Source organism: Methyloversatilis universalis EHg5, assembly GCF_000378945.1.
GTDB lineage: Bacteria > Pseudomonadota > Gammaproteobacteria > Burkholderiales > Rhodocyclaceae > Methyloversatilis > Methyloversatilis universalis_A.
Genome location: NZ_KB900539.1, coordinates 3,112,122 through 3,135,491, shown reverse-complemented (window position 1 = coordinate 3,135,491; position 23,370 = coordinate 3,112,122). Strand labels below are relative to the sequence as shown.

General features: G+C 66.5%; 23 protein-coding genes. 15 read left to right on the top strand and 8 right to left on the bottom strand.

Translation table 11 applies throughout. The annotated features are described in order from the left end of the window. Window positions 1-11: 11 nt before the first annotated feature. The gene (locus METUNV2_RS0114360) at window positions 12-1,538 is read right to left on the bottom strand and encodes a hypothetical protein (RefSeq protein WP_081618547.1); all 1,527 of its coding nucleotides are present in this window, start codon (window positions 1,536-1,538) and stop codon (window positions 12-14) included. A gap of 170 nt (window positions 1,539-1,708) precedes the next feature. Between METUNV2_RS0114360 and pyrF the strand changes: the two genes are divergently transcribed. The 7 genes from pyrF (at window position 1,709) to rplS (ending at window position 7,575) form a co-directional block, all read left to right on the top strand. Beyond that, window positions 1,709-2,440, top strand: a complete 732-nt coding sequence (gene pyrF / locus METUNV2_RS0114355) for an orotidine-5'-phosphate decarboxylase (protein ID WP_018230166.1) — start codon at window positions 1,709-1,711, stop codon at window positions 2,438-2,440. A gap of 229 nt (window positions 2,441-2,669) precedes the next feature. Then, on the top strand, window positions 2,670-3,509 hold the full coding sequence (locus METUNV2_RS0114350) for an ABC transporter substrate-binding protein (RefSeq protein WP_198288861.1): 840 nt from the start codon (window positions 2,670-2,672) through the stop codon (window positions 3,507-3,509). Continuing rightward, entirely contained in the window at window positions 3,506-5,431 is a 1,926-nt protein-coding gene (locus tag METUNV2_RS0114345) for an ATP-binding response regulator (protein ID WP_018230164.1), read from the top strand. Before METUNV2_RS0114350 ends, METUNV2_RS0114345 begins: the two co-directional genes overlap by 4 nt. Window positions 5,432-5,540: 109 nt before the next feature. After that, window positions 5,541-5,789 (top strand): 30S ribosomal protein S16, encoded by a 249-nt coding sequence (rpsP, locus tag METUNV2_RS0114340; protein ID WP_018230163.1) that lies wholly within the window; start codon window positions 5,541-5,543, stop codon window positions 5,787-5,789. 35 nt (window positions 5,790-5,824) lie between these two features. Beyond that, window positions 5,825-6,349 carry a ribosome maturation factor RimM gene (gene rimM, locus METUNV2_RS0114335; protein ID WP_018230162.1) on the top strand — a complete coding sequence of 175 codons (525 nt, stop codon included), beginning with the start codon at window positions 5,825-5,827 and terminating at the stop codon, window positions 6,347-6,349. Next, window positions 6,343-7,071, top strand: a complete 729-nt coding sequence (gene trmD, locus METUNV2_RS0114330; protein WP_018230161.1) for a tRNA (guanosine(37)-N1)-methyltransferase TrmD — start codon at window positions 6,343-6,345, stop codon at window positions 7,069-7,071. Before rimM ends, trmD begins: the two co-directional genes overlap by 7 nt. Before the next feature lie 123 nt (window positions 7,072-7,194). Further along, window positions 7,195-7,575 carry a 50S ribosomal protein L19 gene (gene rplS, locus METUNV2_RS0114325; protein ID WP_018230160.1) on the top strand — a complete coding sequence of 127 codons (381 nt, stop codon included), beginning with the start codon at window positions 7,195-7,197 and terminating at the stop codon, window positions 7,573-7,575. 96 nt (window positions 7,576-7,671) lie between these two features. On the opposite strand, the gene folE2 is transcribed toward rplS, so the two are convergent. The 4 genes from folE2 to METUNV2_RS0114305 form a co-directional block, all read right to left on the bottom strand. After that, a complete protein-coding gene (gene folE2 / locus METUNV2_RS0114320) occupies window positions 7,672-8,484 on the bottom strand; it encodes a GTP cyclohydrolase FolE2 (RefSeq protein WP_018230159.1) in 813 nt (270 codons plus the stop codon). A 130-nt stretch (window positions 8,485-8,614) separates the two neighbouring features. Next, the gene (gene dxs, locus METUNV2_RS0114315; RefSeq protein ID WP_198288860.1) at window positions 8,615-10,492 is read right to left on the bottom strand and encodes a 1-deoxy-D-xylulose-5-phosphate synthase; all 1,878 of its coding nucleotides are present in this window, start codon (window positions 10,490-10,492) and stop codon (window positions 8,615-8,617) included. A gap of 4 nt (window positions 10,493-10,496) precedes the next feature. After that, on the bottom strand, window positions 10,497-11,393 hold the full coding sequence (locus METUNV2_RS0114310; protein ID WP_018230157.1) for a polyprenyl synthetase family protein: 897 nt from the start codon (window positions 11,391-11,393) through the stop codon (window positions 10,497-10,499). A gap of 13 nt (window positions 11,394-11,406) precedes the next feature. After that, window positions 11,407-11,655 carry an exodeoxyribonuclease VII small subunit gene (locus METUNV2_RS0114305; RefSeq protein ID WP_018230156.1) on the bottom strand — a complete coding sequence of 83 codons (249 nt, stop codon included), beginning with the start codon at window positions 11,653-11,655 and terminating at the stop codon, window positions 11,407-11,409. 186 nt (window positions 11,656-11,841) lie between these two features. On the opposite strand from METUNV2_RS0114305, the gene METUNV2_RS0114300 reads away from it, so the two are divergent. The 5 genes from METUNV2_RS0114300 (at window position 11,842) to METUNV2_RS0114280 (ending at window position 15,397) form a co-directional block, all read left to right on the top strand. Then, the gene (locus tag METUNV2_RS0114300) at window positions 11,842-12,945 is read left to right on the top strand and encodes an aromatic ring-hydroxylating oxygenase subunit alpha (protein ID WP_018230155.1); all 1,104 of its coding nucleotides are present in this window, start codon (window positions 11,842-11,844) and stop codon (window positions 12,943-12,945) included. Between the two features lie 91 nt (window positions 12,946-13,036). Beyond that, on the top strand, window positions 13,037-13,885 hold the full coding sequence (locus METUNV2_RS0114295) for a DMT family transporter (protein ID WP_018230154.1): 849 nt from the start codon (window positions 13,037-13,039) through the stop codon (window positions 13,883-13,885). Window positions 13,886-13,944: 59 nt separating this feature from the next. Then, window positions 13,945-14,298, top strand: a complete 354-nt coding sequence (locus METUNV2_RS0114290) for an STAS/SEC14 domain-containing protein (RefSeq protein ID WP_018230153.1) — start codon at window positions 13,945-13,947, stop codon at window positions 14,296-14,298. Further along, on the top strand, window positions 14,295-15,131 hold the full coding sequence (locus METUNV2_RS0114285; protein ID WP_018230152.1) for a sulfurtransferase: 837 nt from the start codon (window positions 14,295-14,297) through the stop codon (window positions 15,129-15,131). Before METUNV2_RS0114290 ends, METUNV2_RS0114285 begins: the two co-directional genes overlap by 4 nt. Continuing rightward, the gene (locus METUNV2_RS0114280; RefSeq protein WP_018230151.1) at window positions 15,098-15,397 is read left to right on the top strand and encodes a DUF3253 domain-containing protein; all 300 of its coding nucleotides are present in this window, start codon (window positions 15,098-15,100) and stop codon (window positions 15,395-15,397) included. The genes METUNV2_RS0114285 and METUNV2_RS0114280 overlap by 34 nt, the downstream gene beginning before the upstream one ends. Here METUNV2_RS0114280 and METUNV2_RS0114275 read toward each other — a convergent pair. After that, complete coding sequence (locus tag METUNV2_RS0114275; RefSeq protein WP_018230150.1) at window positions 15,361-16,296, bottom strand: LysR family transcriptional regulator; 936 nt, start codon at window positions 16,294-16,296, stop codon at window positions 15,361-15,363. The genes METUNV2_RS0114280 and METUNV2_RS0114275 overlap by 37 nt on opposite strands. Before the next feature lie 104 nt (window positions 16,297-16,400). Between METUNV2_RS0114275 and METUNV2_RS0114270 the strand changes: the two genes are divergently transcribed. Both METUNV2_RS0114270 and METUNV2_RS0114265 read left to right on the top strand, forming a co-directional pair. Beyond that, complete coding sequence (locus tag METUNV2_RS0114270) at window positions 16,401-17,408, top strand: zinc-binding alcohol dehydrogenase family protein (protein ID WP_018230149.1); 1,008 nt, start codon at window positions 16,401-16,403, stop codon at window positions 17,406-17,408. Window positions 17,409-17,456: 48 nt separating this feature from the next. After that, the gene (locus tag METUNV2_RS0114265; protein WP_018230148.1) at window positions 17,457-18,545 is read left to right on the top strand and encodes an alkene reductase; all 1,089 of its coding nucleotides are present in this window, start codon (window positions 17,457-17,459) and stop codon (window positions 18,543-18,545) included. Here METUNV2_RS0114265 and METUNV2_RS19200 read toward each other — a convergent pair. Both METUNV2_RS19200 and METUNV2_RS0114255 read right to left on the bottom strand, forming a co-directional pair. Next, window positions 18,527-18,913, bottom strand: coding sequence for a YbaN family protein (locus METUNV2_RS19200; protein ID WP_018230147.1), 387 nt, complete (start codon window positions 18,911-18,913; stop codon window positions 18,527-18,529). The genes METUNV2_RS0114265 and METUNV2_RS19200 overlap by 19 nt on opposite strands. 140 nt (window positions 18,914-19,053) lie before the next feature. After that, complete coding sequence (locus METUNV2_RS0114255) at window positions 19,054-22,446, bottom strand: transglutaminase family protein (RefSeq protein ID WP_018230146.1); 3,393 nt, start codon at window positions 22,444-22,446, stop codon at window positions 19,054-19,056. A 407-nt stretch (window positions 22,447-22,853) separates the two neighbouring features. Here METUNV2_RS0114255 and METUNV2_RS20030 point away from each other — a divergent pair. Continuing rightward, a partial coding sequence (locus tag METUNV2_RS20030) for a hypothetical protein (RefSeq protein WP_036271210.1) occupies window positions 22,854-23,370 on the top strand: 517 nt, incomplete at its 3' end.

Below are 23,370 nucleotides of genomic sequence, written 5' to 3'. Positions count from 1 at the left end.
CGCCCATTTTTTCAGCTGCGGCCGGACGCCGCACTCAGTTCGTCCAGTTCGTACAGTTCGAAAGCCTGGGTCTGCAGGTCGAGGTCAGACAGCCGTGCCTCGCCCAGCCGGCAGCCGGGGCCGGACATGTGGGCGATCAGCAGTTCCCGCCCCCGGGCCTCGCCGCTCGCCAGCATCAGGGCAGGGTGTGCACGCTGGCGCGGCAGCGGCGGCAGACGCAGCGCGTGCACGGTGGCCCGCGGTTCGGCGTCACTGAATACCACCGTGGCAGCCTGTGCGCCGTGGCTGAGCAGTTCCACACCCACGTCGACCGCACCGGCGCTGGCGCTGCGCGCCCAGCGCACAACGCAGATCATCCAGGTGCGGCTGCTGCTGCCCTTGATCAGCACCGGCATGCCCGGACGGATGAGCCCGGTCGGGCCGCTGTCCATGCGTAGCGCGAAGCCGTTGGCGCTGTCATTGAGCAAAGTCCAGCCGGTGGTCTGGTTGCCCCATTCGGCGGCCGGGTCGCGCCGGTCCAGCAGTTGCCAGATGGCGTCGAAGCCGATCAGCATGCGCACCGCCATGCCGCGTTCGCGCCGCGCGAACTGGCGTCGCGGCATGGCCATCCAGCGCGCCTGCAGCCGGCGCAGCAGGCGGCGCGTGCGGACCTGTCCAAGGCAACCGGGCAGATAGAGGTCGGCGGCGCTGCCGCCTTCGTCTATCAGATCCAGATGGTGGGCCAGCACCTGGCCCAGCCGCTGGCAGGAGCAGTACAGGACGTGGCTGCCGCGCTCGGCATCGGAGGGCGCCCGCAGCAGCGGCACCGGCCCGCAGTCGCTTTCATCGTCCAGCCAGAACCACGAGTCAAGATCACGGTGCGGTGCATTGACCTGGATCTGTACCGCGCCCGAATAGCTGCGCACGTAGTCGGCGATGTTGAAGAAATCGGCCGGCGCAAGATGCAGCGGCTGGGCCAGCGCGAGCGCGATCAGTTCGCGGTACAGCTGTTCCGCATCGGCCGAGCCGGCAACCTGGGTCGCCGGCATCGCCATGGTGCGGGTGTGCATCAGCAGGGCATGTGCGGTGGCCCAGAAGCCGGCCGGCAGATCGGCCGCGATCAGCGTGGCCAGCGCGTAGGCGTCGAGGACGCACAGCATGGCGTGGCCGGCCGTCCGCGACGGTTTGTGGGCGATCCGGCCGCGCAACGCGTCGAGATAGCCATGCGCCACCTGCATCAGTACGCCACCGAGGCTGTCCGCGGCGGTGCGCAGCGCGTCCGGCACCGGCAGCGCGCTGGCGGCCAGTTCGGGCTTCAGCGCGATCGAGCAGGACAGCGCACGGTCATGGAAGATATCGAGCACCCGCACCCGGGCCTGCGCTTCGAGGTCGGCCTGGGCGAACAGCGCCAGGCAGCCGGCCAGCAGCGGTGCTTCGCGCTCGGGGTCGCCACTGGTCGGGCGCGCCAGCCAGTCGAGCACCGCCTGCAGCGGCCCGTCGCTCCGGGCGTTCTGCAGCAACGCGTCGAGCTCGGGCGGAGCGGTTGGGGCGGCAGACATCGGCAGATCGGACGTGTCGGAAGCGGGTGAAGTGCCGATTCTAGTAAACTCGGGTTTTGCCGGCGCAGGCCAAATGCCTCATTCGGTGTCGATCCGGCCCCGCTCGGGCGCGAGGTTGGCTGCCAACCCGGCTGGTGGCACTTCCGTATCCCTTTCCTCCAGGTCCGTCCATGAACACTTCCTCCGCTTCCGCCAAGATCATCGACCCGGCCGACCGTCTTATCGTGGCCCTCGACGTGCCCTCCGCCGACCAGGCCCGAGCCATCGTGAACCAGCTGGGCGACGCGGTCCGCTTCTACAAGATCGGCCTTGAACTGTTCATGAGCGGCAATTACTTCGAGCTGCTGGACTGGCTGATCGCGCGCAACAAGAAGGTGTTCGTCGATCTGAAGTTTTTCGACGTGCCGGAAACCGTGCGTTCGGCGGTGCGCGCGCTGGCGTCCAGCGGCGCCACCTTCGCCACCATCCACGGCAATCAGGCCATCATGGAAGCGGCAGGTGCCGACAAGGGCGCGCTGAAGATTCTTGCGGTGACCGTGCTCACCAGCCTGGACCGCGGCGACCTCGACGATCTGGGCTTCGCCTGCGACGTCGACGCGCTGGTGCTGTCGCGTGCGCGCCGTGCGCTGGCTGCCGGCTGCGACGGCGTGGTGTCGTCCGGGCTGGAGGCGCCGCACATTCGCGCCGAACTGGGCGAACGCATCCTGGTGGTGACGCCGGGCATCCGCCCGGTCGAGAACCGACCGGCTGACGACCAGAAGCGTACGGTGGATGTGGCGCAGGCGCTGGGCAATGGCGCCGACTACCTGGTGGTGGGCCGTCCCATCCGCAACGCGGCTGACCCGGTTGCGGCAGCGTGGGCGATGCAGGCCCAGATTGCCCAGGCGCTGGGTGTGAGCTAGAGCCTATGCGGCGCGCATCATCATCCGAAGGGCTGATGATGCGCGGCATCGGCATGTTGCATACTCGAATCGTTTTCCGTCCTTTCCGGGTCTGCCCCGGGCGCGAGTGTTCGCGTCACACCATCCGATGTCCTTCCTGAACCGTCGCAGATTTCCCGTCCCGGGCCTGCGTGCGGTCGTCTTCCTTGTCGCCTGTCTGTTGCTGCCCGGCGCGGCCTGGGCGGCGTCGGTGCTCGTCCTGCTGAGCGAGGCTGGCGGGGCGTATGGTGAATTTTCCGAGGCGCTGAAGAGCGAGCGTGCAGCCCGCGGCGGCTTTGCGCTGACTGTACTGAACCGGGCCGAATTCGGCCCCGCCGATCTCGGCGGTCACGATGCGGTGGTGGCTGTGGGCGCAGGCGCACTGCGTGCGCTGGCCCAGATCGATGCGCAGACTCCGGTGCTGTCGGTGCTGGTGCCGCAGTCGGCCTTCGAGGCGCTCAACAACAGCGACAACGCGCGCCGCTGGACCGCCATCCATATCGATCAGCCCTTTTCCCGGCAGGTAGAACTGATACGGCTGGCACTTCCAGAGGCACGACGGATAGGCACCCTGATCGATGCCGCGCACCCTGAGCGCCTGCAGCCGCTGCGGGCGGCGCTGTCAGGCACCCAGCTGCAGCTGTCGGCGGGCAGTTTTACCGGTGAAGCGGCGTTGTTCAGCGCGCTGTCCCAGGTGCTGGAAAAATCAGACGTCTTTCTGGCCATGCCCGATCCGCAAGTGCATAACGCGGGTACGGTGCGCAATCTGCTGCTTACGTCCTTCCGGGCGCGGGTGCCGGTGGTCGGTTTTTCAGCTGCCTATGTGAGGGCCGGCGCGGTCATGTCACTGTATTCGACGCCTGAACAGATCGCCCGTCAGGCCGCCGATGCGCTGGTCGGCTGGATCCGCGAGCGAAGCTGGCCGTCGCCCCGGCATCCGCGGCATTTCACCGTGTCGGTCAATCCGCATGTGGCGCGCTCGCTTGGCTTGCGCATCGACGACGGCGACGTGCTGCGTGACCGTCTGATCCGCCAGGAGCGCCAGCCATGAAGCGCTGGGGCATTCGTCTGCGCGTGCTGCTGGTGGCGCTGGCACCGGTGATGGCGTTCGGCATTGCCGGTGGCGTCTGGATGGTGCTGCACCGGCTGGCCGAACTGGAGAACAGCCTGGTCGAGCGCGGGCGCGCCACCGCGCGTCAGGTGGCGGCCACCGCTGACTACGGCATCTTTTCCGGCAATACCGATTCGCTGGTGTCGCTGATCGAGGCGGCGCGACGCGAGCCGGACGTGAGCGGCATCATGGTGTCGAGCCGCGACGGCGATCTGGCGGTGTCCGGTGGCGTGCTCAGCCCGGAAGCCTATCTGCCGGGGCGCCGCGCCGCCGGGCTGGCCCTGGTCGAACTCGACCATGCGCTGATGTTCGTAGAGCCCATCGTGCGCAGCGCGGTGCTGGACGAAGCCGACGTGTTCGACGGGCTGGGCGAGCCGGTGACCGACCGCCAGCCGATCGGCTGGGTGCTGGTGGAAGTGAGCCGGGCGCGGGTCGAGGCGATGAAGGTGGATTTCATCCTGACCAGTGCCGGCGTGATTGCAGCCGCGCTGATGCTGGCCAGCGTGTTCGCCTTCCGCATCAGCCGCACCGTGACCGGGCCGGTGCGCGAGGTGTCGCAGGCGGTGCGCCGGATCGGCGATGGCGACCTGTCGGTGCGCATTCCCGCCTCCGGCGGCGGGTCGCTGCGGGTGCTGGCCGAAGGGGTCAATGGCATGGCCGAGCGGCTGCTGCGGGCGCGTGACGAGCTGGAGGCGCGCATCGCAGATGCCACCCGGCAGCTGCGCAGCCGTACTGACGAGGCGGAGCGGGCCAACCACGCCAAGTCGCGCTTCCTCGCGGCGGCCAGCCACGACCTGAGGCAGCCGATGCACGCACTCGGACTGTTCGTCGCCGAACTGGCCGAACGTCTGCGCGGCTCGGAACATCGCACCCTGATCCGCCAGATCGAGGAGTCGGTCGGTGCGATGGAAGACCTGCTGGATGCGCTGCTCGACATGTCCAAGCTGGATGCTGGCGGCGTCACCGTCCGGCGTTCCCGCTTTCCGCTGCAGCCCATGCTGTCGCGCATCGTCGACGATTTCGCGGCCGATGCACTGCAGCGCGGCCTGCGCCTGAAGCTGCGGGCGACGCCGCTGTGGGTGGAATCTGATCCGCTTCTGCTCGAACGCATCATGATCAATCTGCTGTCCAACGCGGTGCGCTATACCCAGCGCGGCGGCGTACTCGTATGCGTGCGTCGGCGCGGCCAGGACGCGGTGATCGAGATACGCGATTCCGGCCCGGGCATTCCGGTCGAGGCGCACGACATGATTTTCGAGGAGTTCTATCAGCTGCAGAACCCGGCGCGTGCGCGCGGACAGGGTCTGGGGCTGGGGCTGGCCATCGTGCGCCGGCTGGCCGGGCTGCTCGGTCACGATGTCGCGATACGGTCTCAGGCGCAGCGCGGCTCGGTGTTCTCGGTCTGCGTGCCCAGCGTGGCGGTACCGACCGGGGATGTGACCGAGATGGAGCCGGTGGTGCTGCCGGCCAGCCTGTCGCTGTTCGTGATCGTGATCGACGACGATCCGGGCTCGCGCAACAGCATCGCCGGTCTGCTCCAGTCCTGGGGTTGCGACGTGCTGTGTGCGCCCAATCTGTCCGAGGCGAGAGACGCCATCCGTTTGCGAGAGCGCTCGCCAGCCCTCATTCTGTGCGACTTCCGGCTGGCCGCGGTGGCCAGCGGCATTGACGTGCTTGATGCCTTGCTGGCCGAGCAGGGCAGCGACATCGCCGGCGCGCTGGTGACCGGCGACACCGACCCGCAGGTCAGGCGCATGGCGGCGGCCCGAGGTTATCCGGTGCTGCACAAGCCGGTGCGCCCGGCACGTCTGCGGGCGCTGGTGCAGCAGGTGGTGGCGCGCCAGCAGAACCCGGTGAGCTGATCGTCCGTGGCGAAGGTTGCGGCAAAACCTGAGCGATGCTCGCCTTACCTTGCGGATCGCGCAAGTCTTCGTTAATATCGTTGGTTTTCCTCGTTTTGAAGGAAGTGTAATGGTCGTCATTCGCCTCGCGCGTGGGGGTGCCAAGAAGCGCCCGTTCTTCAACATCATCGCCACCGATTCCCGCAATCGTCGCGACGGTCGTTTCATCGAGCGCGTGGGTTTCTACAACCCGGTCGCGCCGGAAGGCACGCCCGGTCGCCTGACCGTGAATGCCGAGCGCCTGGCCTACTGGGAAGGTGTCGGTGCCCAGCTGAGCCCGACGGTTGCCCGTCTGGTCAAGACGCAGAAGGCCGCCTGATCAGCGGTTCAGCCATCAGTACGCCTTCCGGTTCCATGATTGTTCTGGGACGGCTGGCTGCGCCCTTCGGCATTCAGGGCTGGTTGCACCTGCAGGTGTTCGGGGATGATCCGCAGTCCTGGAAAGTGATCGAGCGCTGGTACGCCAGCAGCGATCCGGACGCCGGGTCAGCCGGCTGGCACGCGCTGAAGCCCGACGGTTTCAAGCTTCAGGCGAAAGGTCCGGTGGTGCGCTTCGAAGGCGTATCTGACCGTACTGCAGCCGAAAAGCTGGTCGGCCTGTATGTCGGTGTACCGCGGCACGAACTGCCTGATACCGGGGACGACGAGTTCTACTGGGGTGATCTGGTCGGGCTTGAAGTCGTGAATCTGTCAGGCGAACGGCTGGGCCGTATCGAGCGCCTGATGGAAACCGGTGCCAACGACGTGCTGGTTGTGCTCGACGATGCGCAAGGTGGTGACAAGCCGGTAGAACGGCTCATTCCTTTCGTGTCGGCAGTAGTGAAGGACGTGGATCGCGCAGCAGCGCGGGTGCTCGCAGACTGGGACGCACAGTGGTAGATACTGCCGCGGGCGGCGTGTCCGGACCGCGCATCACTTTCGAGGTGGTGTCGCTGTTTCCGGAAATGTTCGCGGCGATCGAGCGCAGTGGCATCACCCGGCGCGCGCTGGAGCGCGGGCTGTGGGATGTGAGGCACACCAGCCCGCGCGATTTCGCGGCTGACGTGCATCGCACCGTGGACGACCGGCCTTACGGCGGTGGTCCGGGCATGGTGATGCTGGCCGAGCCGCTGGCGCAGGCCGTTTCGGTGTGCCGTGCCCGCCACGCTCAGCCGGTCAAAGTGGTTCATTTTTCGCCGTCCGGCGAGCGCATGACGCACCGGAAGGTGATGGAACTGGTGGCGGAGCCGGCGTTGATCCTGCTCTGCGGCCGGTATGAAGGGATGGACCAGCGTCTGATCGACAGGGATGTCGATCTGGAGCTGTCGCTGGGGGATTTCGTGCTGTCGGGCGGCGAACTGCCGGCGATGGCACTGATGGACGCGATCATCCGGCAGTTGCCGGGGGCGCTGAACGACGCGTCGTCCGCGGTCGAGGATTCGTTCGTGAGCGGTCTGCTGGACTGCCCGCACTACACCCGTCCCGAAGTATGGGATGGCCGGCCGGTGCCGGAGGTGCTGCTGTCCGGCGATCACGCGCGGATCCGTCGCTGGCGAGCCGAACAGGCGCTGGCGATTACGCGCAGCAGGCGGCCCGACCTGCTGATGCCGGATGAGCAGTGACAGTTTCTGCAGCAGTGTTTTTTGCAGTAAGCGGATGACTGAATACCGTCATCCACCAATAAATGCGCGCATCACGGAACAAGTGCTCTGCGGCAAGGCAATGCCATAGACCAGGAGTCAAGCATGAATCTGATCCAGCAACTCGAGCAGGAAGAAATCGCCCGTCTGGGCAAGAACATCCCCGAATTCGCGCCCGGTGACACGGTCATCGTGAACGTGAATGTGGTCGAAGGCGACCGCAAGCGTGTCCAGGCCTACGAAGGCGTGGTGATCGCCAAGCGCAACCGCGGTCTGAACTCGAACTTCATCGTTCGCAAGATTTCCAGCGGCGAAGGCGTCGAGCGTACCTTCCAGACCTACTCGCCGCTGATCGCGTCGGTCGAGGTGAAGCGTCGTGGTGACGTGCGTCGCGCCAAGCTGTACTACCTGCGCGAGCGTTCGGGCAAGTCGGCACGCATCAAGGAAAAGCTGGCCAAGCGCGTGGTTGCTCCGGCAGCCAAGTAAGCGCCTGCTGCGGCGGATGTCTCAGGGCATCCGCGCAGACCGGAATGAAAAAGGGACCTTCGCGGTCCCTTTTTCATTTCCGCTGCTGTTGCGTGCTCAGCGCTTGTCGGCGCGGATCTGCGCCCAGGCGGAGTGATTGTGGATGGATTCGAAGTTCTCGACTTCCAGCACATAGGCGCGCACGCGCTGTTCCGCATTCAGTCGCGCGGCAATGTCGCGCACCATGTCCTCGACGAACTTGGGGTTCTCGTAGGCGCGCTCGGTCACGAATTTCTCGTCTGGCCGCTTCAGCAGCCCGTACAGATCACAGGACGCTTCCTGCTCGGCGATGTCGATCAGGTCGTCGATGGCCAGATCGCCCTCGATGTCTGCCTCGATGGTGACGTGTGAGCGCTGGTTGTGCGCGCCGTACTGCGAAATCTTCTTCGAGCACGGGCACAGGCTGGTGACCGGGATCTGCACCCGCAGCGTGAAGCTGTGCTGTCCGTCCGCGTCCGTCCGTGCGGTGTAGCCCACCTCGTAGTCGAGCAGGCTTTCGGTGCCGGACACCGGCGCGGTCTTGCGGCGGAAGTAGGGGAAGCGCAGGGTGATTTCGCCGCTGTCCGCTTCCAGCCGGACCAGCATGGTGCGCATCAGTGGCGCGAACGATGCCGGCGACAGCGGCGTGTTCAGCTCGTGCAGCAGCTCCACGAAGCGCGACATGTGGGTGCCCTTCAGATGGGCGGGCAGACTCACGAACAGGCCGCACTCGGCCACGGTACCCTGCACCCAGCCGTCACGGCCGCGCACGCTGATCGGATGCCGTATGCCGCGTATGCCCACCTTCTCGATCGGCAGTTCGCGCCGGTCCGGCGAGTTCTGCACGTCGGGCATGCTGAGCGGGGTGGCGTGCAGATCGCGGGCATTCATGCTGGACCTCTGGTTTCTCTACATGATCATTTGTTGCATGTAGATTAACACCGGGTTCAGGCCGACTCAAGCCGCGGTGCACGAAAAAGGCCCGGCATCGCCGGGCCCTTTTCTGCCGGAACGGAGGTGATCAGCGCTGCAGCGCGGCGGCCACCTGGGCGCGGACGCCGGGGGTATCCAGACCGACCTCGGCATACAGCTGGGACGGGTCGCCGTGGTCGACGAAGCGGTCGGGCAGGCCGATACGCAGCACGCGACAGGACAGGCCTGCGTTGTGGATCACCCGCTCGACTTCGCTGCCGGCGCCGCCGATCAGCGCGTTCTCTTCCAGCGTGACGATGATTTTGTGCTTGCTCGCCAGTTCCAGCACCAGCGCTTCGTCCAGCGGTTTGGCGAAACGCATGTTGGCCACGCTGGCGTCGAATTCTTCGGCCACTGCCAGCGCCGGCGTCAGCATGGCGCCAAAGGCGAGCAGGGCGGTGTCGCCCTCGCCGGCGCGACGCAGTTCGCCACGGCCGATCTCGATTGCGGTCATGTCCTTCTGCGGCGCCACGCCCGGGCCGCTGCCGCGCGGATAGCGCACCGCGCTTGGTCCTTCGTGCAGATAGGCGGTGTACAGCATCTGACGGCACTCGTTCTCGTCGCTCGGCGTCATCACGACGATGTTCGGCAGGCAGAGCAGGTAGGACAGATCGAAGGCGCCGTGATGGGTGGCACCGTCTGCACCCACCAAACCGGCGCGATCGAGCGCCATCATGACCGGCAGGTTCTGCAGGCATACGTCGTGAATGAGCTGGTCGTAGGCGCGCTGCAGGAAGGTCGAATAGATCGCCACCACCGGCTTCACGCCTTCGCAGGCCAGGCCGGCGGCGAAGGTAAGCGCGTGCTGTTCGGCGATGCCGACGTCGAAGTAGCGCTTCGGGTATTCCTCGGCGAAGCGCACCATGCCGGAGCCTTCGCGCATCGCCGGCGTGATCGCCATCAGCTTGTCGCAGCGGGCGGCCATGTCGCACAGCCAGTCGCCGAACACCTGGGTGTAGGTGAGCTTGCCGCCGCCCTTGCCGGTCTGGATGCCGGCCACGTGATCGAACTTGCCGACGCCGTGGTACAGGATAGGGTCGGCTTCGGCCAGCTTGTAGCCATAGCCTTTCTTCGTGATCACGTGCAGGAATTTCGGGCCCGGCAGTTCGCGCAGGTTTTCCAGCGTCGGAATCAGCGCGTCGAGGTCGTGCCCGTCGATCGGGCCGTAATAGTGGAAGCCGAATTCCTCGAACAGCGTGCCGGGCGTGATCATGCCCTTCACGTGCTCCTCGGCCCGCTTGGCGAATTCGCGCAGCGATGGCGCAATCTCCAGCACCTTGGCGCCGGCTCGACGCGCGGCGTTGTAGGTGTGGCCGGACAGCAGGCGCGTGAGGTATTTGTTGAGCGCGCCGACCGGCGGCGAGATCGACATGTCGTTGTCGTTGAGAATGACCAGCAGGTCGGCATCCTCGACGCCGGCGTTGTTCAGCGCCTCGAACGCCATGCCGGCGGTCATCGCGCCGTCACCGATCACTGCGATGCTGTGCCGGCGATGGCCGAGCGCGCGCGCGGCGATGGCCATGCCCAGTGCGGCCGAGATCGAGGTAGACGAGTGGGCGGTGCCGAAGGTGTCGTACTCGCTCTCGCAACGACGCGGGAAGCCGCTCACGCCCTTGTACTGGCGCAGTGTGGCCATGCCTTCGCGACGGCCGGTCAGCACCTTGTGGGCGTAGGTCTGGTGGCCCACGTCCCACACAATGCGGTCGTGCGGCGTGTTGTAGACATGGTGCAGCGCGACCGTCAGTTCCACCGTGCCGAGATTGGACGACAGGTGGCCGCCGGTGCGCGATACCGATTCCAGCAGGAAGGCCCGCAGTTCGGTGGCCAGCTGGGCCAGCTGGCGGCTGTCCAGCGCGCGTACGTCGGCCGGTGAGTCGATCGTTTCCAGCAGCGGGTAGGCGCTCATCGTGTGCAGGGATCGGTCCATTGTTTCAGTGTTTCCGGGTCAGCACGAAATCTGCCAGCTCACGCAGGCGACGGGCTGCATCGCCGAACGGCGACAGGCTTTCGATCGCCTCGGCGTGCAGTTCGCGCGCCCGTTCGCGGGCGCGGGCCAGGCTCAGCGTGCTGACATAGGTCGGCTTGTTCGCCGCGGCGTCCTTGCCGGCGGTCTTGCCCAGTTCTTCGGTGCTGGCTTCGCAGTCCAGCACATCGTCCACCACCTGGAACAGCAGGCCGACCGTACCTGCATAGTGGTCCAGACGGCGGTGCGCGTCCACATCGAGCTGGCCGCAGGCCGCGCCCATGCGCACCGCGCAGCGGATCAGCGCACCGGTCTTGTGGATGTGCATGAATTCCAGTTCTTCCACCCCCAGTGGCAGGCCGACCGAAGCGAGGTCTATCGCCTGCCCCCCAGCCATGCCGCGGGAACCGGAGGCGATGGCCAGCTGGCTCACCAGCGCGGCGCGGGTTTCCGCCGGCACCGGGCAGTGTTCGGACAGCAGCAGGAAGGCCAGCGACTGCAGGCTGTCGCCGACCAGCAGTGCGGTGGCGTCGTCGTACTGCACATGCACGGTGGGTTTGCCCCGGCGCAGCACGTCGTCGTCCATGCAGGGCATGTCGTCGTGCACCAGCGAATAGGCGTGGATCATTTCGACCGCGCAGGCGGCCGCGTCCAGGGCCTCCGGCGTGGCGCCGGACAGCGTGCCGGCCGCGTGACACAGCAGCGGGCGCACCCGCTTGCCGCCGCCCAGCACCGCATAGCGCATGGCGTCGTGCAGGCGTGCCGGAGCAATGGTCGCCTGCGGAAGGAAGCGGTCCAGCGCGGCCTCGGTGCGGTTCTGCACTGAGGACACCCAGTCGGCGAAAGATCCGGTCGGGTCGCTCATCGGTGTGCTCGCCTCACTCATCGCGTGCATCGCCCGGGCGGAATTCGCGCAGCAGTCCGTCTTCCAGGATCTGCACCTTCTGTTCGGCCGCATCCAGTGCCGACTGGCAGTGGCGTATCAGTTCCACGCCGCGCTGATAGCGTTCGAGCGCGCCTTCGAGCGGCAGCTTGCCATCTTCCATCGCACGCACGATGGCCTCCAGTTCTTCGATCGCCTGCTCGAAGCTGGCGGGCGCGGAAGCCGCGTCTGCTTGTCGTGTCATGCTGGATTGTTGGTGCGCAAGGCAAACGCTGGAAAATAACTGATCCAAAACAGGCGGTCAAACGCTCAAGCAGATATACTGCCCGGCTTTGTCACGCGTCGGCGTACCTTGGCGACGGGCTTATGGTCCGAAGCGGAGATTCTGGATCGCACGCGGTTTTCCAACTTTGACTTCGAGGGTTGGGGAATGTCCGATATACAGTCCATTACCCGTCTGGAACCGGCACAGTCGCAGTTCCCTGTGTCCTGGTATTTCGATGAGCAGCTGTTCGAACTCGAAAAGCGCGTGCTCTTCGACAACGGGCCGGGCTATGCAGGCCATGAGCTGATGGTGCCGAATGTCGGCGACTATCACACCCTGGGATGGGCCGACGATGCGCTGATGCTGGTGCGCAGCGAAGCCGGCATCGAAATGCTGTCGAACGTGTGCCGTCACCGGCAGGCGCTGATGATGAAGGGCCGTGGCAACACGCCCAACATCGTGTGCCCGGTGCATCGCTGGACCTATGACACCCGTGGCGAGCTGCTGGGGGCGCCGCATTTTCCGAACACGCCCTGCCTGAACCTGAAGCGTCAGCCGCTGCAGAACTGGAAGGGGCTGCTGTTCTCGGGCAAGCGCGACGTCGCCGCCGATCTGGCGAGCATGGAGGTCGCGTCCGCACTCGATTTCTCGGGCTACATGCTCGACCACGTCGAGATGCATCAGTGCAACTACAACTGGAAAACCTTCATCGAGGTCTATCTCGAGGACTACCACGTCGAGCCCTTCCATCCGGGGCTGGGCAAGTTCGTCACCTGCGAGGACCTCAGCTGGCAGTTCGCGCAGCAGTATTCGGTGCAGCGGGTCGGTCTGAACAACCGTCTGGCGCGTCCGGGTTCGCCCACCTACGAGCGCTGGCACCGCGCGGTGCTTGATTACTACCGCGGTGAGCTGCCGCCGCACGGCGCGATCTGGCTCACCTACTACCCGAACATCATGGTCGAGTGGTATCCGCACGTGCTGGTGGTGAGCACGCTGTATCCGCAGGGAGTGGACCGCACGCTGAACGTGGTGGAGTTCTACTACCCGGAAGACATTGTGCTGTTCGAGCGCGAATTCATCGAGGCCGAACGGGCGGCGTACATGGAAACCGCGCGCGAGGACGATGAGATCGCCGAGCGCATGGATGCGGGCCGGCGGGCGCTGATGAAGCAGGGGCGGTCTGAGATCGGCCCCTATCAGTCGCCGATGGAAGACGGCATGCAGCACTTCCACGAGTGGTTCCGGCGCGAACTGGCGGACTATCTGTGACGGCCCATGCGGCAACCGGTCAGGACAGGGCACTTCGGTGCCCTGTTTCGTTTCGTCCGATCGCGGCCCGGCCAATGTGCGGAGCGGCGCGATGAAGTCGCTGTGGATGGTGGCGGCCAGCCTGCTGTTCGCCTCGATGGGCGTCTGCGTGAAACTGGCCAGTGAAGCGCTGCCGGCGTCTGAAATCGCCTTCTACCGTGCCTTCATTTCGCTGTTGCTGATCGCCGCCATCATGCGGCTGCGCGGTGCGCAGTTCTCCACGCCTCACGCGCTGACCCATCTGAAGCGCGGGGTGTCGGGCGCCATTTCGCTCATCCTCTATTTCCAGGCCATCGCGCTGCTGCCGCTGCCGACCGCGGTCACGCTGAACTACACCTCGCCGCTGTTCATGGCGGCCTGGCTGGGTTTCACCGTCAGCGGCGAGCTGTCGCGTCCGATCGTGCTGGCGCTGGCGCTCGGTTTCGCCGGCGTGGTGCTGGTGCTGCAGCCCACCCTCGGCAGCGAACAGTGGGCTGGCGGGCTGTGCGGTCTGGGCTCGGGCCTGATCGCCACCATGGCCTATCTGAGCGTGCGCGATCTGGGCCGGCTGGGCGAGCCGGAATGGCGCACGGTGCTGTATTTCTCGCTCTGTTCGTCAGTGTTCGGCGCGGTGTGGGCGCTGGTCGACGGCGGCTTTCATGTGCCGGATCTGCGTACCTGCGCGCTGCTGCTGGGTGTGGGCGTGTTCGGCGCCGCCGCCCAGCTGTGCATGACCACCGCCTACAAGGGCGGCCGTACACTGGTGTCCGCCAGTCTTGCCTACACGACAGTGGCCTTTTCCACGCTCTACGGTGTGCTGCTGTGGAACGATGTGCCGTCGGCCGCGGTCTGGCTGGGTATGGTGCTCATCGTCGCCAGTGGCGTGCTGGCCATGCTCAATCCGCCGCCGGCGAAGCTATAGTCGAAGTGCGGGGCGCGCGTTTTTCGCCCCGGTTCCGGCAGACACTGGAGGTAAGAAAAATGATCACAAGCGAATACAGCGGCAATCTGGTGACGGTGACGGCTTTCGGCGAATTCACGCTGGCCGACTATCGCGAGTTCGAAGATCTGGTGAATTACCGGATCAAGTTCGAGGGCATCGTGAATCTGCTGATCGACCTGCGGCAGATGACCGACTTCACGCTGGACATGGCGCTGGAAGAACTGCGTTTCGCGCGTGCCCACAGCCATGACTTCGGCCGCGTCGCGGTGATCGCCGGCACGCCCTGGGTGGCCTGGACCGCCTGGCTGTCGCAGGTGTTCGTCGATGCCGACGTGACCGTGTTCGACGACGAAGCGGCCGCCCGTGACTGGCTGGCGGAGGCGACTGCATGAGTGCAGCACTGGTTTCCGCGGCCGCCCTGGCCGACGCGATGTCGGACGCCCGGGTGGTCGTGGTGGATTGCAGGCACGATCTGGCCAATCCGGAGGCCGGCGAAACGGCCTGGCGTGCCGGCCACATCCCGGGCGCGCTGTTCATGCATCTCGATCGCGACCTGTCGGCGGCCAAGACCGGCTGCAATGGCCGTCACCCGCTGCCGACACCGGAAGCGTTCGTTGCGCTGCTGGGTGAGCGCGGCATTTCGCCGGCGCACCGGGTGGTGGCCTATGACGACGCGGGTGGCATGTTCGCCGCCCGGCTGTGGTGGATGCTGCGCTGGGTCGGTCACCGCGACGTGTCGGTGCTCGATGGCGGCCTGTCCGCCTGGAAGGCTGCTGGTGGTGCGCTCGACACCTCGGTGCGTCCGCTGCAGTCCGTGTCCTATCCCTTGGGCGAAGTGCTGCCGGTCGCCGATGCCGATGCGGTGCAGGCCAATCTGGCGTCTGCCGAGCGGCTGCTGGTCGATGCCCGCGCGCCGGACCGCTTCCGCGGCGAGAACGAAACGCTGGACCCGGTCGGCGGCCATATTCCGGGCGCGGTGAACCGTTTCTTCAAGCTCAATCTGGCCGACGACGGACGCTTCAAGCCGGCCGACGCGCTGCGTGAGGAGTGGCGGGCGCTGATCGGTGACCGCGCACCGGGCGAAATGGTCATGCAGTGCGGCAGCGGGGTGACTGCCTGTCATAACCTGCTGGCGCTCGAAGTGGCCGGCCTGGGGGGCGCGCAGCTGTATCCGGGATCGTGGAGCGAGTGGTGCAGCGACCCGGCGCGGCCGATGACGCGCTGAGCGATGAAGGTATCGCGGCGATCCTGCTCGCTCAGGTCGCCGCGCGCGGAGCAGGGCGCTCGATTTGCCCGTCGGAAGTTGCCCGTGCGCTGACGCCGGACTGGCGGCCGCTGATGGACCGCGTGCGTCAGGTGGCGCGTGGCCTGGCGCGCGACGGGCGGGTGCTGATCACCCAGCGCGGCGTGGTGCGCGATCCCGATGCGGTGCTGCGCGGCCCGTGGCGCCTCGCTCAGCCGCCGGAAGGGGGCAGGTCGGGTTCCACCTGAGCGAACTGTTCGCCAAGAAAGTCCAGCAGGCGCCGCACGCGCAGCGGCATGTGGCGTCCGGCCGGCAGCATGGCGTGCAGAGGAAAGTCCTCGCCTCGCCAGTCGGTCAGCAGTTCGACCAGACGACCGGATCGCAGGTCGTCCACTACGTCCAGCCGGGCCTTGGTGGCGATGCCCAGCCCCTGCAGTGCCCACTGTCTGACGATGGCTCCGTCCCAGGCCATGCGGTTGCCCTGCACCCGGACCCGGGTTTCCACGCCGCCACGCATGAAGCGCCAGGTCAAGTGCGGGCGTCCGCTGCGGTATTGCGCGATGCAGTTGTGCCGCGCCAGATCGGACGGTTGCTGTGGCGCGCCATGCCGCGCGATGTAGTCCGGCGAGGCCACCGCCACGCGCCGGGTGACGTGCAGCCGGCGCGCCACCAGCGACGAATCCGGCAGTTCGCCATAGCGCACCGCCAGATCGACCCGCTCGCGCACCAGATCCTGCACCGTGTCCGACAGATAGAGCGTGAGCCGCACGCCCGGATGCTGTTCGATGAAGCGGTCCAGCATGGCGGACAGCGCGCCGCGACCGAGGTCGGACGGCGCGGCCAGATGGATGTCGCCGCTCAGTGTTTCGCGGCCTGCGCCGAGCTGGGCGCGCGCGTCGTCCAGTTCGCCCAGCGCACGACGCGCGTGGTCGCGCAGCAGTTCGCCTTCGGCGGTAAGCCGCATCGAACGGGTCGAGCGCTCGATCAGCCGTGCGCCGAAGGCCGCCTCCAGCCGTTTCAGGGCCGCGCTGGCGGCGGCCGGCGTCAGCTGAAGCTGGCGTGCGGCCGCACTCAGCGAGCCGGCATCGGCGATGCGCACGAACAGTTCGAGCTGGGACAAGGTCAGATCAGGTGCGTGCATCGCCATTCGATTTTCAAAAATCGTTTGAATATGTATTGATCGATGGGTGGATTATCAATCGATCAGGCGGTCGGTAGCATGCATCCGGTACAGAGTGCAGGAGCCACATCATGAAAGCCGTCGCCTTCAGGCAGAACCTTCCGGTCGAACATCCGGACAGTCTGGTCGATATCGATCTCGCGCGACCGGAAGTCCGTGAACACGATCTGCTGGTGCGGATTGAGGCGGTCGCGGTGAATCCGGTCGATACCAAGGTGCGCCGCTTCCATGCGCCGCCGGCCGACGGCAGCTGGCGGGTGCCCGGCTGGGACGCCGCCGGCGTGGTCGAGGCGGTGGGCGATCAGGTAAGCCGCTTCCGGCCGGGTGACCGCGTCTGGTATGCCGGTGACCTCACGCGGCAGGGCAGCCACGCCGAATACCAGGCGGTGGATGAGCGTCTGGTCGGCCGCATGCCTGAGTCGCTCGGCTTTGCCGAGGCGGCGGCGCTGCCGCTGACCGCGATCACCGCCTGGGAGCTGCTGTTCGACCGGCTGCAGCTGCGCGATGCCGAAGGCCGCCTGCTCGTCGTCGGCGCGGCCGGCGGCGTGGGCTCCATCATGATCCAGCTGGCCCGCGCGCTGAGCCGCGTTACGGTAATCGGTACGGCGTCGCGCCCGGATACGGCGGCATGGGTGCGCGAACTGGGCGCCCATCACGTGATCGATCACCGCCGTCCGCTGGCCGAGGCGCTGCGCGAAGCCGGCATCGAATCGGTCACCCACGCGGCCAGCCTCACGCACACCGACCAGCACTACGCGCAGATCGTCGAGGCGCTCGCGCCGCAGGGCCGGCTCGGCCTGATCGACGATCCGGCGCATCCGCTCGACGTACTGGCGCTCAAGCGCAAGAGCCTGTCGCTGCACTGGGAACTGATGTTCACCCGCTCGCTCTACCGGACCGACGACATGGCCGAACAGGGCCGGCTGCTCGATCAGGTGGCCGACCTGGTCGATGCCGGCCGGCTGCGCAGCACGCTGGGCGAACATTACGGCATCATCAACGCCGCCAACCTGAAACGTGCGCACGCCCTGCTGGAAAGCGGCCGTGCGCGCGGCAAGATCGTGCTGCAGGGCTTCTGATCCGCCTGTCCCCGCAGTGCCCTGTCCGAAACACAACTGGAGAACCGGATGACCACGCTGTTCGAACCGACCCGTCTGGGCGACATCGCCCTCGCCAACCGCATCGTCATGGCACCGCTCACCCGCAACCGCGCCCTGGCTGGCAACGTGCCCGGGCCGCTCACGGTCGAGTACTACCGCCAGCGCGCCAGCGCCGGCCTCATCATCGCCGAGGCGACGCAGATTTCGCCGATGGGCCAGGGCTATCTCGACACCCCGGGCATTCATTCGGCCGAACAGGTCGCCGGCTGGCGTGCGGTGACCGACGCGGTGCATGCCGCTGGCGGTCGCATCGTGCTGCAGCTGTGGCATGTCGGACGCATTTCGCACAGTTCGCTGCTGCCGGACGGCGCTGCTCCGGTGTCCTCCACCGCCCGCCGGCCGAACGCCAAGACCTTCACCCGTGAAGGTTTCGTCGATACCTCCGCGCCGCGCGCGCTGCGCGACGACGAAATCCCGGCGCTGGTCGAGGACTACCGCCGTGCCGCACGCAACGCGATCGACGCCGGCTTCGACGGCGTCGAAGTGCATGCGGCCAACAACTATCTGCTGGACCAGTTCATGCGCGACAGCGTGAATGACCGCAGCGGTCCCTATGGCGGTGCCATCGACAACCGCATCCGCGTCGTGGTCGAGGTGATGGAGGCGGTCGCCAAGGAAATCGGCGGTGCGCGCACCGGCATCCGGCTGTCGCCGATCACCACCTTCAACGATACGCCGCATGACAGTGATCCGCAGGCGCTGTACGGCCGGCTGATCGAAAAGCTGGCACCGCTGGGGCTGGCTTTCGTGCACATGATCGAAGGTGAGACCGGCGGTGCGCGCGAGCCGGCCGATCTGGCGAAGCCCTTCGACTATGCGGCGCTGAAGAAGGCTTTCGGCGGCGGCTGGATCGTGAACAACGGCTTCGATCTGGACAGTGCGGCCACCCGCGTGGCCACGGGCGCCAGCGACACCGTGGCCTTCGGTCGCCCCTTCATCAGCAACCCGGATCTGGTGCGTCGGCTGAGGGAGCGCGCACCGCTCAATCCGCTGCGCGCCGAACTGCTCTATGGCGGTGGCGCCGAGGGCTACACCGACTATCCGGCGCTGGCCTGATTCCGCTCATCGGGTGGCGGAGCCGGTTCGGGCCGTCGCCACAGCCAGGTCGCCACCACGATGAGGGTGAACCAGACCGAGCCGCGTACCCAGGGCGGCACCGGGCTGAACCACAGCATCACCGCGCTGCAGCACATCATGATGCTGGCCAGCCACTTGGCACGGCGCGGCACCGCGCCCTGTTCGCGCCAGTGGATGATCATCGGCCCGTACTTCGGGTGGGCCAGCAGCTTCGCCTCCAGTTCCGGCCAGCCGCGTCCGGCCGCCCAGGCGGCCAGCAGCAGGAAAGGCACGGTGGGCAGCACCGGCAGGAAGGCGCCGATGACACCCAGCAGCACGGACAGCGCGGCGAGCAGTCGCCACAGCATCTGGCGGGTCCAGTGGATCAAGACGGAAGGTGCGTAGTGCGATGTCCGCATTGTGCCTGTGGCGCGCTGCGCCGGGGAAACCGTGATCGTCCGCGGGGCCGCCGGTCGCACCTGGCGAAAAGGGCCGGCGGCACGGACTTTCAGCGGCGCAGATCCAGCGTGAACGGGAAGTTCGGATTGCGTTCCTCCGGTGGCGCCGCGACCCGGCCCGGTGTGTGGCCCATGGCGAAGAAACGCGCCAGACGGCGGCCTTCGGCTTCGTAGGCGTTTACCGGGAAAGTTTCGAAATTGCGGCCGCCCGGATGCGCGACGTGATACTGGCAGCCGCCCATCGAACGCTGCATCCAGTCATCCACCAGATCGAATACCAGCGGGCTGTGCGGCGGAATCGTCGGGTGCAGGCAGGTGGGGGGCTGCCAGGCGCGGTAGCGCACGCCGGCGACGAATTCGCCCACCCGGCCGGTGGGAGCGAGCGGCACGCGTCGGCCATTCACCGTCAGCACGTGACGGTCGTCCACCAGCCCGCGCACCTTGACCTGCAGTCGCTCCACCGACGAATCGACATAGCGCACCGTGCCACCGGGCGCACCTTCTTCGCCCATCACGTGCCACGGTTCGAGTGCGCCGCGCAGTTCGACATGCACATTGCGCGCCGCGAACTCGCCGAACTTCGGGAAGCGGAACTCGAAATGCGGCGCGAACCACTCCAGCTCCATCGGATAGCCGAAGGCGCGCAGTTCATCGACCACGTCGCGCAGGTCGTCCCACACGAAGTGCGGCAGCATGTAGCGGTCGTGCAGTTCGGTGCCCCAGCGCTTCAGCCGCGACGGAGTGAAGGGCTGCTGCCAGAAGCGGGCGATCAGCGCGCGCAGCATGAGCTGTTGCGTGAGGCTCATGCGCGCATGCGGCGGCATTTCGAAGGCGCGCATTTCAAGCAGGCCCAGCCGGCCGGTCGGGCCGTCCGGCGAGAACAGCTTGTCGATGCAGAATTCGGTGCGGTGCGTGTTGCCGGTCGAATCGACCAGCAGATTGCGCAGGATGCGGTCGATCATCCATGGCGGCGTGTAGCCCATGTCGCGCGTGCGCCGCTCTATTTCGGCGAAGGCGATCTCGATTTCGTACACCGCGTCGTTGCGCGCCTCGTCGATGCGCGGTGCCTGGCTGGTCGGGCCGATGAACAGGCCGGAGAACAGGTAGGACAGCGACGGGTGGTTATGCCAGTAGCTGATCAGGCTGCGCAGCAGGTCGGGCCGGCGCAGGAAGGGCGAATCGGCCACGGTGGCGCCGCCGAGCACGAAGTGGTTGCCGCCGCCGGTGCCGCTGTGGCGGCCATCGATCATGAACTTTTCGGTGCCGAGTCGGCATGCGTGCGCCGCGTCGTACAGAAAGGCGGTGCCGGCCACCATGTCGTCCCAGGAGCGGCAGGGCTGGATGTTCACCTCGAGCACGCCGGGGTCGGGCGTGATGCGCAGCACCTCCAGTCGCGGGTCGCGCGGCGGCTCGTAGCCCTCCAGCACGACAGGATGGCCGCAGTCGGCCGCGGTGGCCTCGATCGCGGTCACCAGTTCCAGGTAGTGCTCCAGCGACGACAGCGGCGGCATGAACAGATACATGACGCCGTGGCGCACCTGGGCGCACAGTGCGGTGCGGGTGATCCAGCCGGCCGATTCGAAGGCACCGGGCTTGCGGTCGTTCGAGCGGGGGCCGTAGAAGCCGTTGCCCGGAGCGGCCGCGACATAGCCCAGCCGCTGCGCGCGGTCGCTGCCGAGATCGGTCAGCGGGGTCTGCATGCGGGTGGCGATGTCGCGCCAGGCCGGCAACGGTGCCTGCGGAGCCATCGGATCCGGCGCATGCACCCACGGGTAGTCGGTTGCGGTGCTCCAGGGCTGGGAATCCAGTGGCAGCCGGTAGCCGAGCGCCGAGTCGCCCGGCACCAGATAGCAGCGCTCGGCGCGCAGGAACCACGGGCCGCTCTGCCAGGCGCTGCCGTCCGGTGTGCGCGCCAGCGGCAGCACGTGGCCGATCACGCTGTCCAGGCCCTGTTCGAACACCCGGCGCACCCGCTCGCGTTCGAGCGGGTCGTCGAGCCGGGCGTCGAACGGATCGACGTTCACCGGCAGCCTGCGCTCACGCCACAGGTAGTACCACACGTCCTCGTAGGCGGGGAACACGTTGCTGCTGCCCACGCTGAGGCGCGACGACAGCAGTTCGAGGAAGCGGGCGCCGTCGGCCTCGCCCAGCGCGTAATCCACCGATTCGTCGGCGAACAGCCCGGGGTCGCTCCAGATCGCCTCGCCGTCGCGCCGCCAGAAGCAGGTGAGCGACCAGCGCGGCAGCTGTTCACCCGGATACCACTTGCCCTGGCCGTAGTGCAGCAGGCCGCCCGGGGCGTAGCGCGCCTTCAGTTTAGCCAGCAGTTCGGCGCCGAGCAGGCGCTTCGTCGGCTTGTCCGGCGGTGAATCGGCGGTGGTATTCCATTCGGCGCCGTCACGATCGTCCACCGACACGAAGGTGGGTTCGCCGCCCATGGTGAGCCGCACGTCGTGCGCATTCAGATCGAAGTCGATGCGCTGGCCCAGCGCTTCGATGCGCGACCACTGTTCGTCGCTGTAGGGCCGGGTGACGCGCGGCGCTTCCCACACGCGCTCCACCTTCATGTGATGCTCGAATTCGGATTCGCATTTTTCGCTGTAGCCGCTGACCGGTGCGGCGGACGAGGGCTCGGGCGAGCAGGCGAGCGGAATGTGGCCTTCGCCGGCGAACAGGCCGGAGGTCGGGTCCAGCCCGACCCAGCCGGCACCCGGCAGATACACCTCGCACCAGGCGTGCAGGTCGGTGAAATCCCGCTCAGGGCCGCTCGGGCCGTCCAGCGATTTCACGTCCGGCGTCAGCTGTATCAGGTAGCCGGACACGAAGCGCGCAGCCAGCCCGATGTGACGCAGCACCTGTACCAGCAGCCAGGCCGAATCGCGGCAGGAGCCACTGGCCTTCTGCAGCGTCTCTTCCGGCGCCTGCACGCCGGGCTCCATGCGGATCAAATAGCGGATGTCGTTCTGCAGCTGCTGGTTCAGCGCAACCAGAAAGTCGACGCTGGCGCGCCCGCCGGCACACAGCGCGCGCGCGTTGTCCACCCAGCGGGTGAACTTCGGTGCGTTGTCACGGCCCAGCGGCAGTCTGACCAGATAGGGGTAGAGCTCGTGGGTCTGCTCGTCGCTGTATCCGAAAGGTATCTTTTCCGCCTCGGGTTCGAGAAAGAAGTCGAACGGATTGATGACCGACATTTCGGCCACCAGATCAATCTCGATCCGCAGCTCGCGCGTGCGCTCCGGAAACACCAGCCGCGCCAGATAGTTCGACTGCGGATCCTGCTGCCAGTTGATGAAGTGCCCGCCGGGTTCGGCCTTCAGCGAATAGGACAGCACCGGCGTGCGCGCATGCGGCGCCGGCCGTAGCCGCACCACCTGAGGGCTCAGCATGACCGGGCGGTCGTAGCGGTAATGGGTGACGTGGTTCAGCGCGACATGGATGGACACGGAGGACTCCGGCGACAGGCGATAGGTATTGCTGCGCCGAAGCAATTTGCGTGCTTGTATTCAAGCTAATGTTTTTGAATTGTTTTTTTATCGTGTACTGGAACTTGGTCGAAGCTCGGCACCGCGCTGGTGCGTCGTTGCGCAGCCGGAGCGGCTTTTCGTGCGTACCCGCGAGACGGCGCTCCGCCGGCGCCTCTCAACCGTCGATTGTTTCCGACTGTGATGATTATTTGAGTCTGATCAGATGTTGATCAGTACAGACGTACGACCATCGTCGTAGGCATGGGACGGTGCGCAATGGGATTTGCGTCCCGTCCGTGAAAAAAACTGTGTCGCAGCAGCCGGTTCATGCCGTCTGGCTATACTCGGCCGCTTGCTAACGAAATGACGTTTGACAGGACCGCGCCGTGGCCACCATTACAACGCAGGACAGCAGCCTCTCCTTCCTTACGAACACTCTTGGCGGTTTCTCGTCGACCGCAGCCGCGAAGATGCCGGTGCTCGGTGATCGCTTGGCGGGATTCGTCGAAAACCTGTATGCCGCGGTCGAGTACGGATATCCCGATTACGTTTCGAACTCCCGCATCGTTCTCGAGACCTTCTATCCGACCTATGGTTACGTCACGATCAATGGTAGTGGCCTGACCGGAAATTCACCCACCATCACCCGCATGGCTTTCGATGGAGGCGGGTTCTCGATGGTGCTGAGTGGAAACATTCGGGCCACCTCTTCAGGAGCCATTTCCGGTTCGCTCTCCCGCATCAGCGTCGGCGACGGTGAGCAAACACTTCTCTACACCGGAAGCATGTCACTCACGACCGGCGCGGCCCGGTACACCTCCCTTACCTATACGGTTCAGGCCGTGCGTTACGCGCCCTATACCGAGACGACGTCATTTTCTTATTACGGCAGTTTCGTCGAAG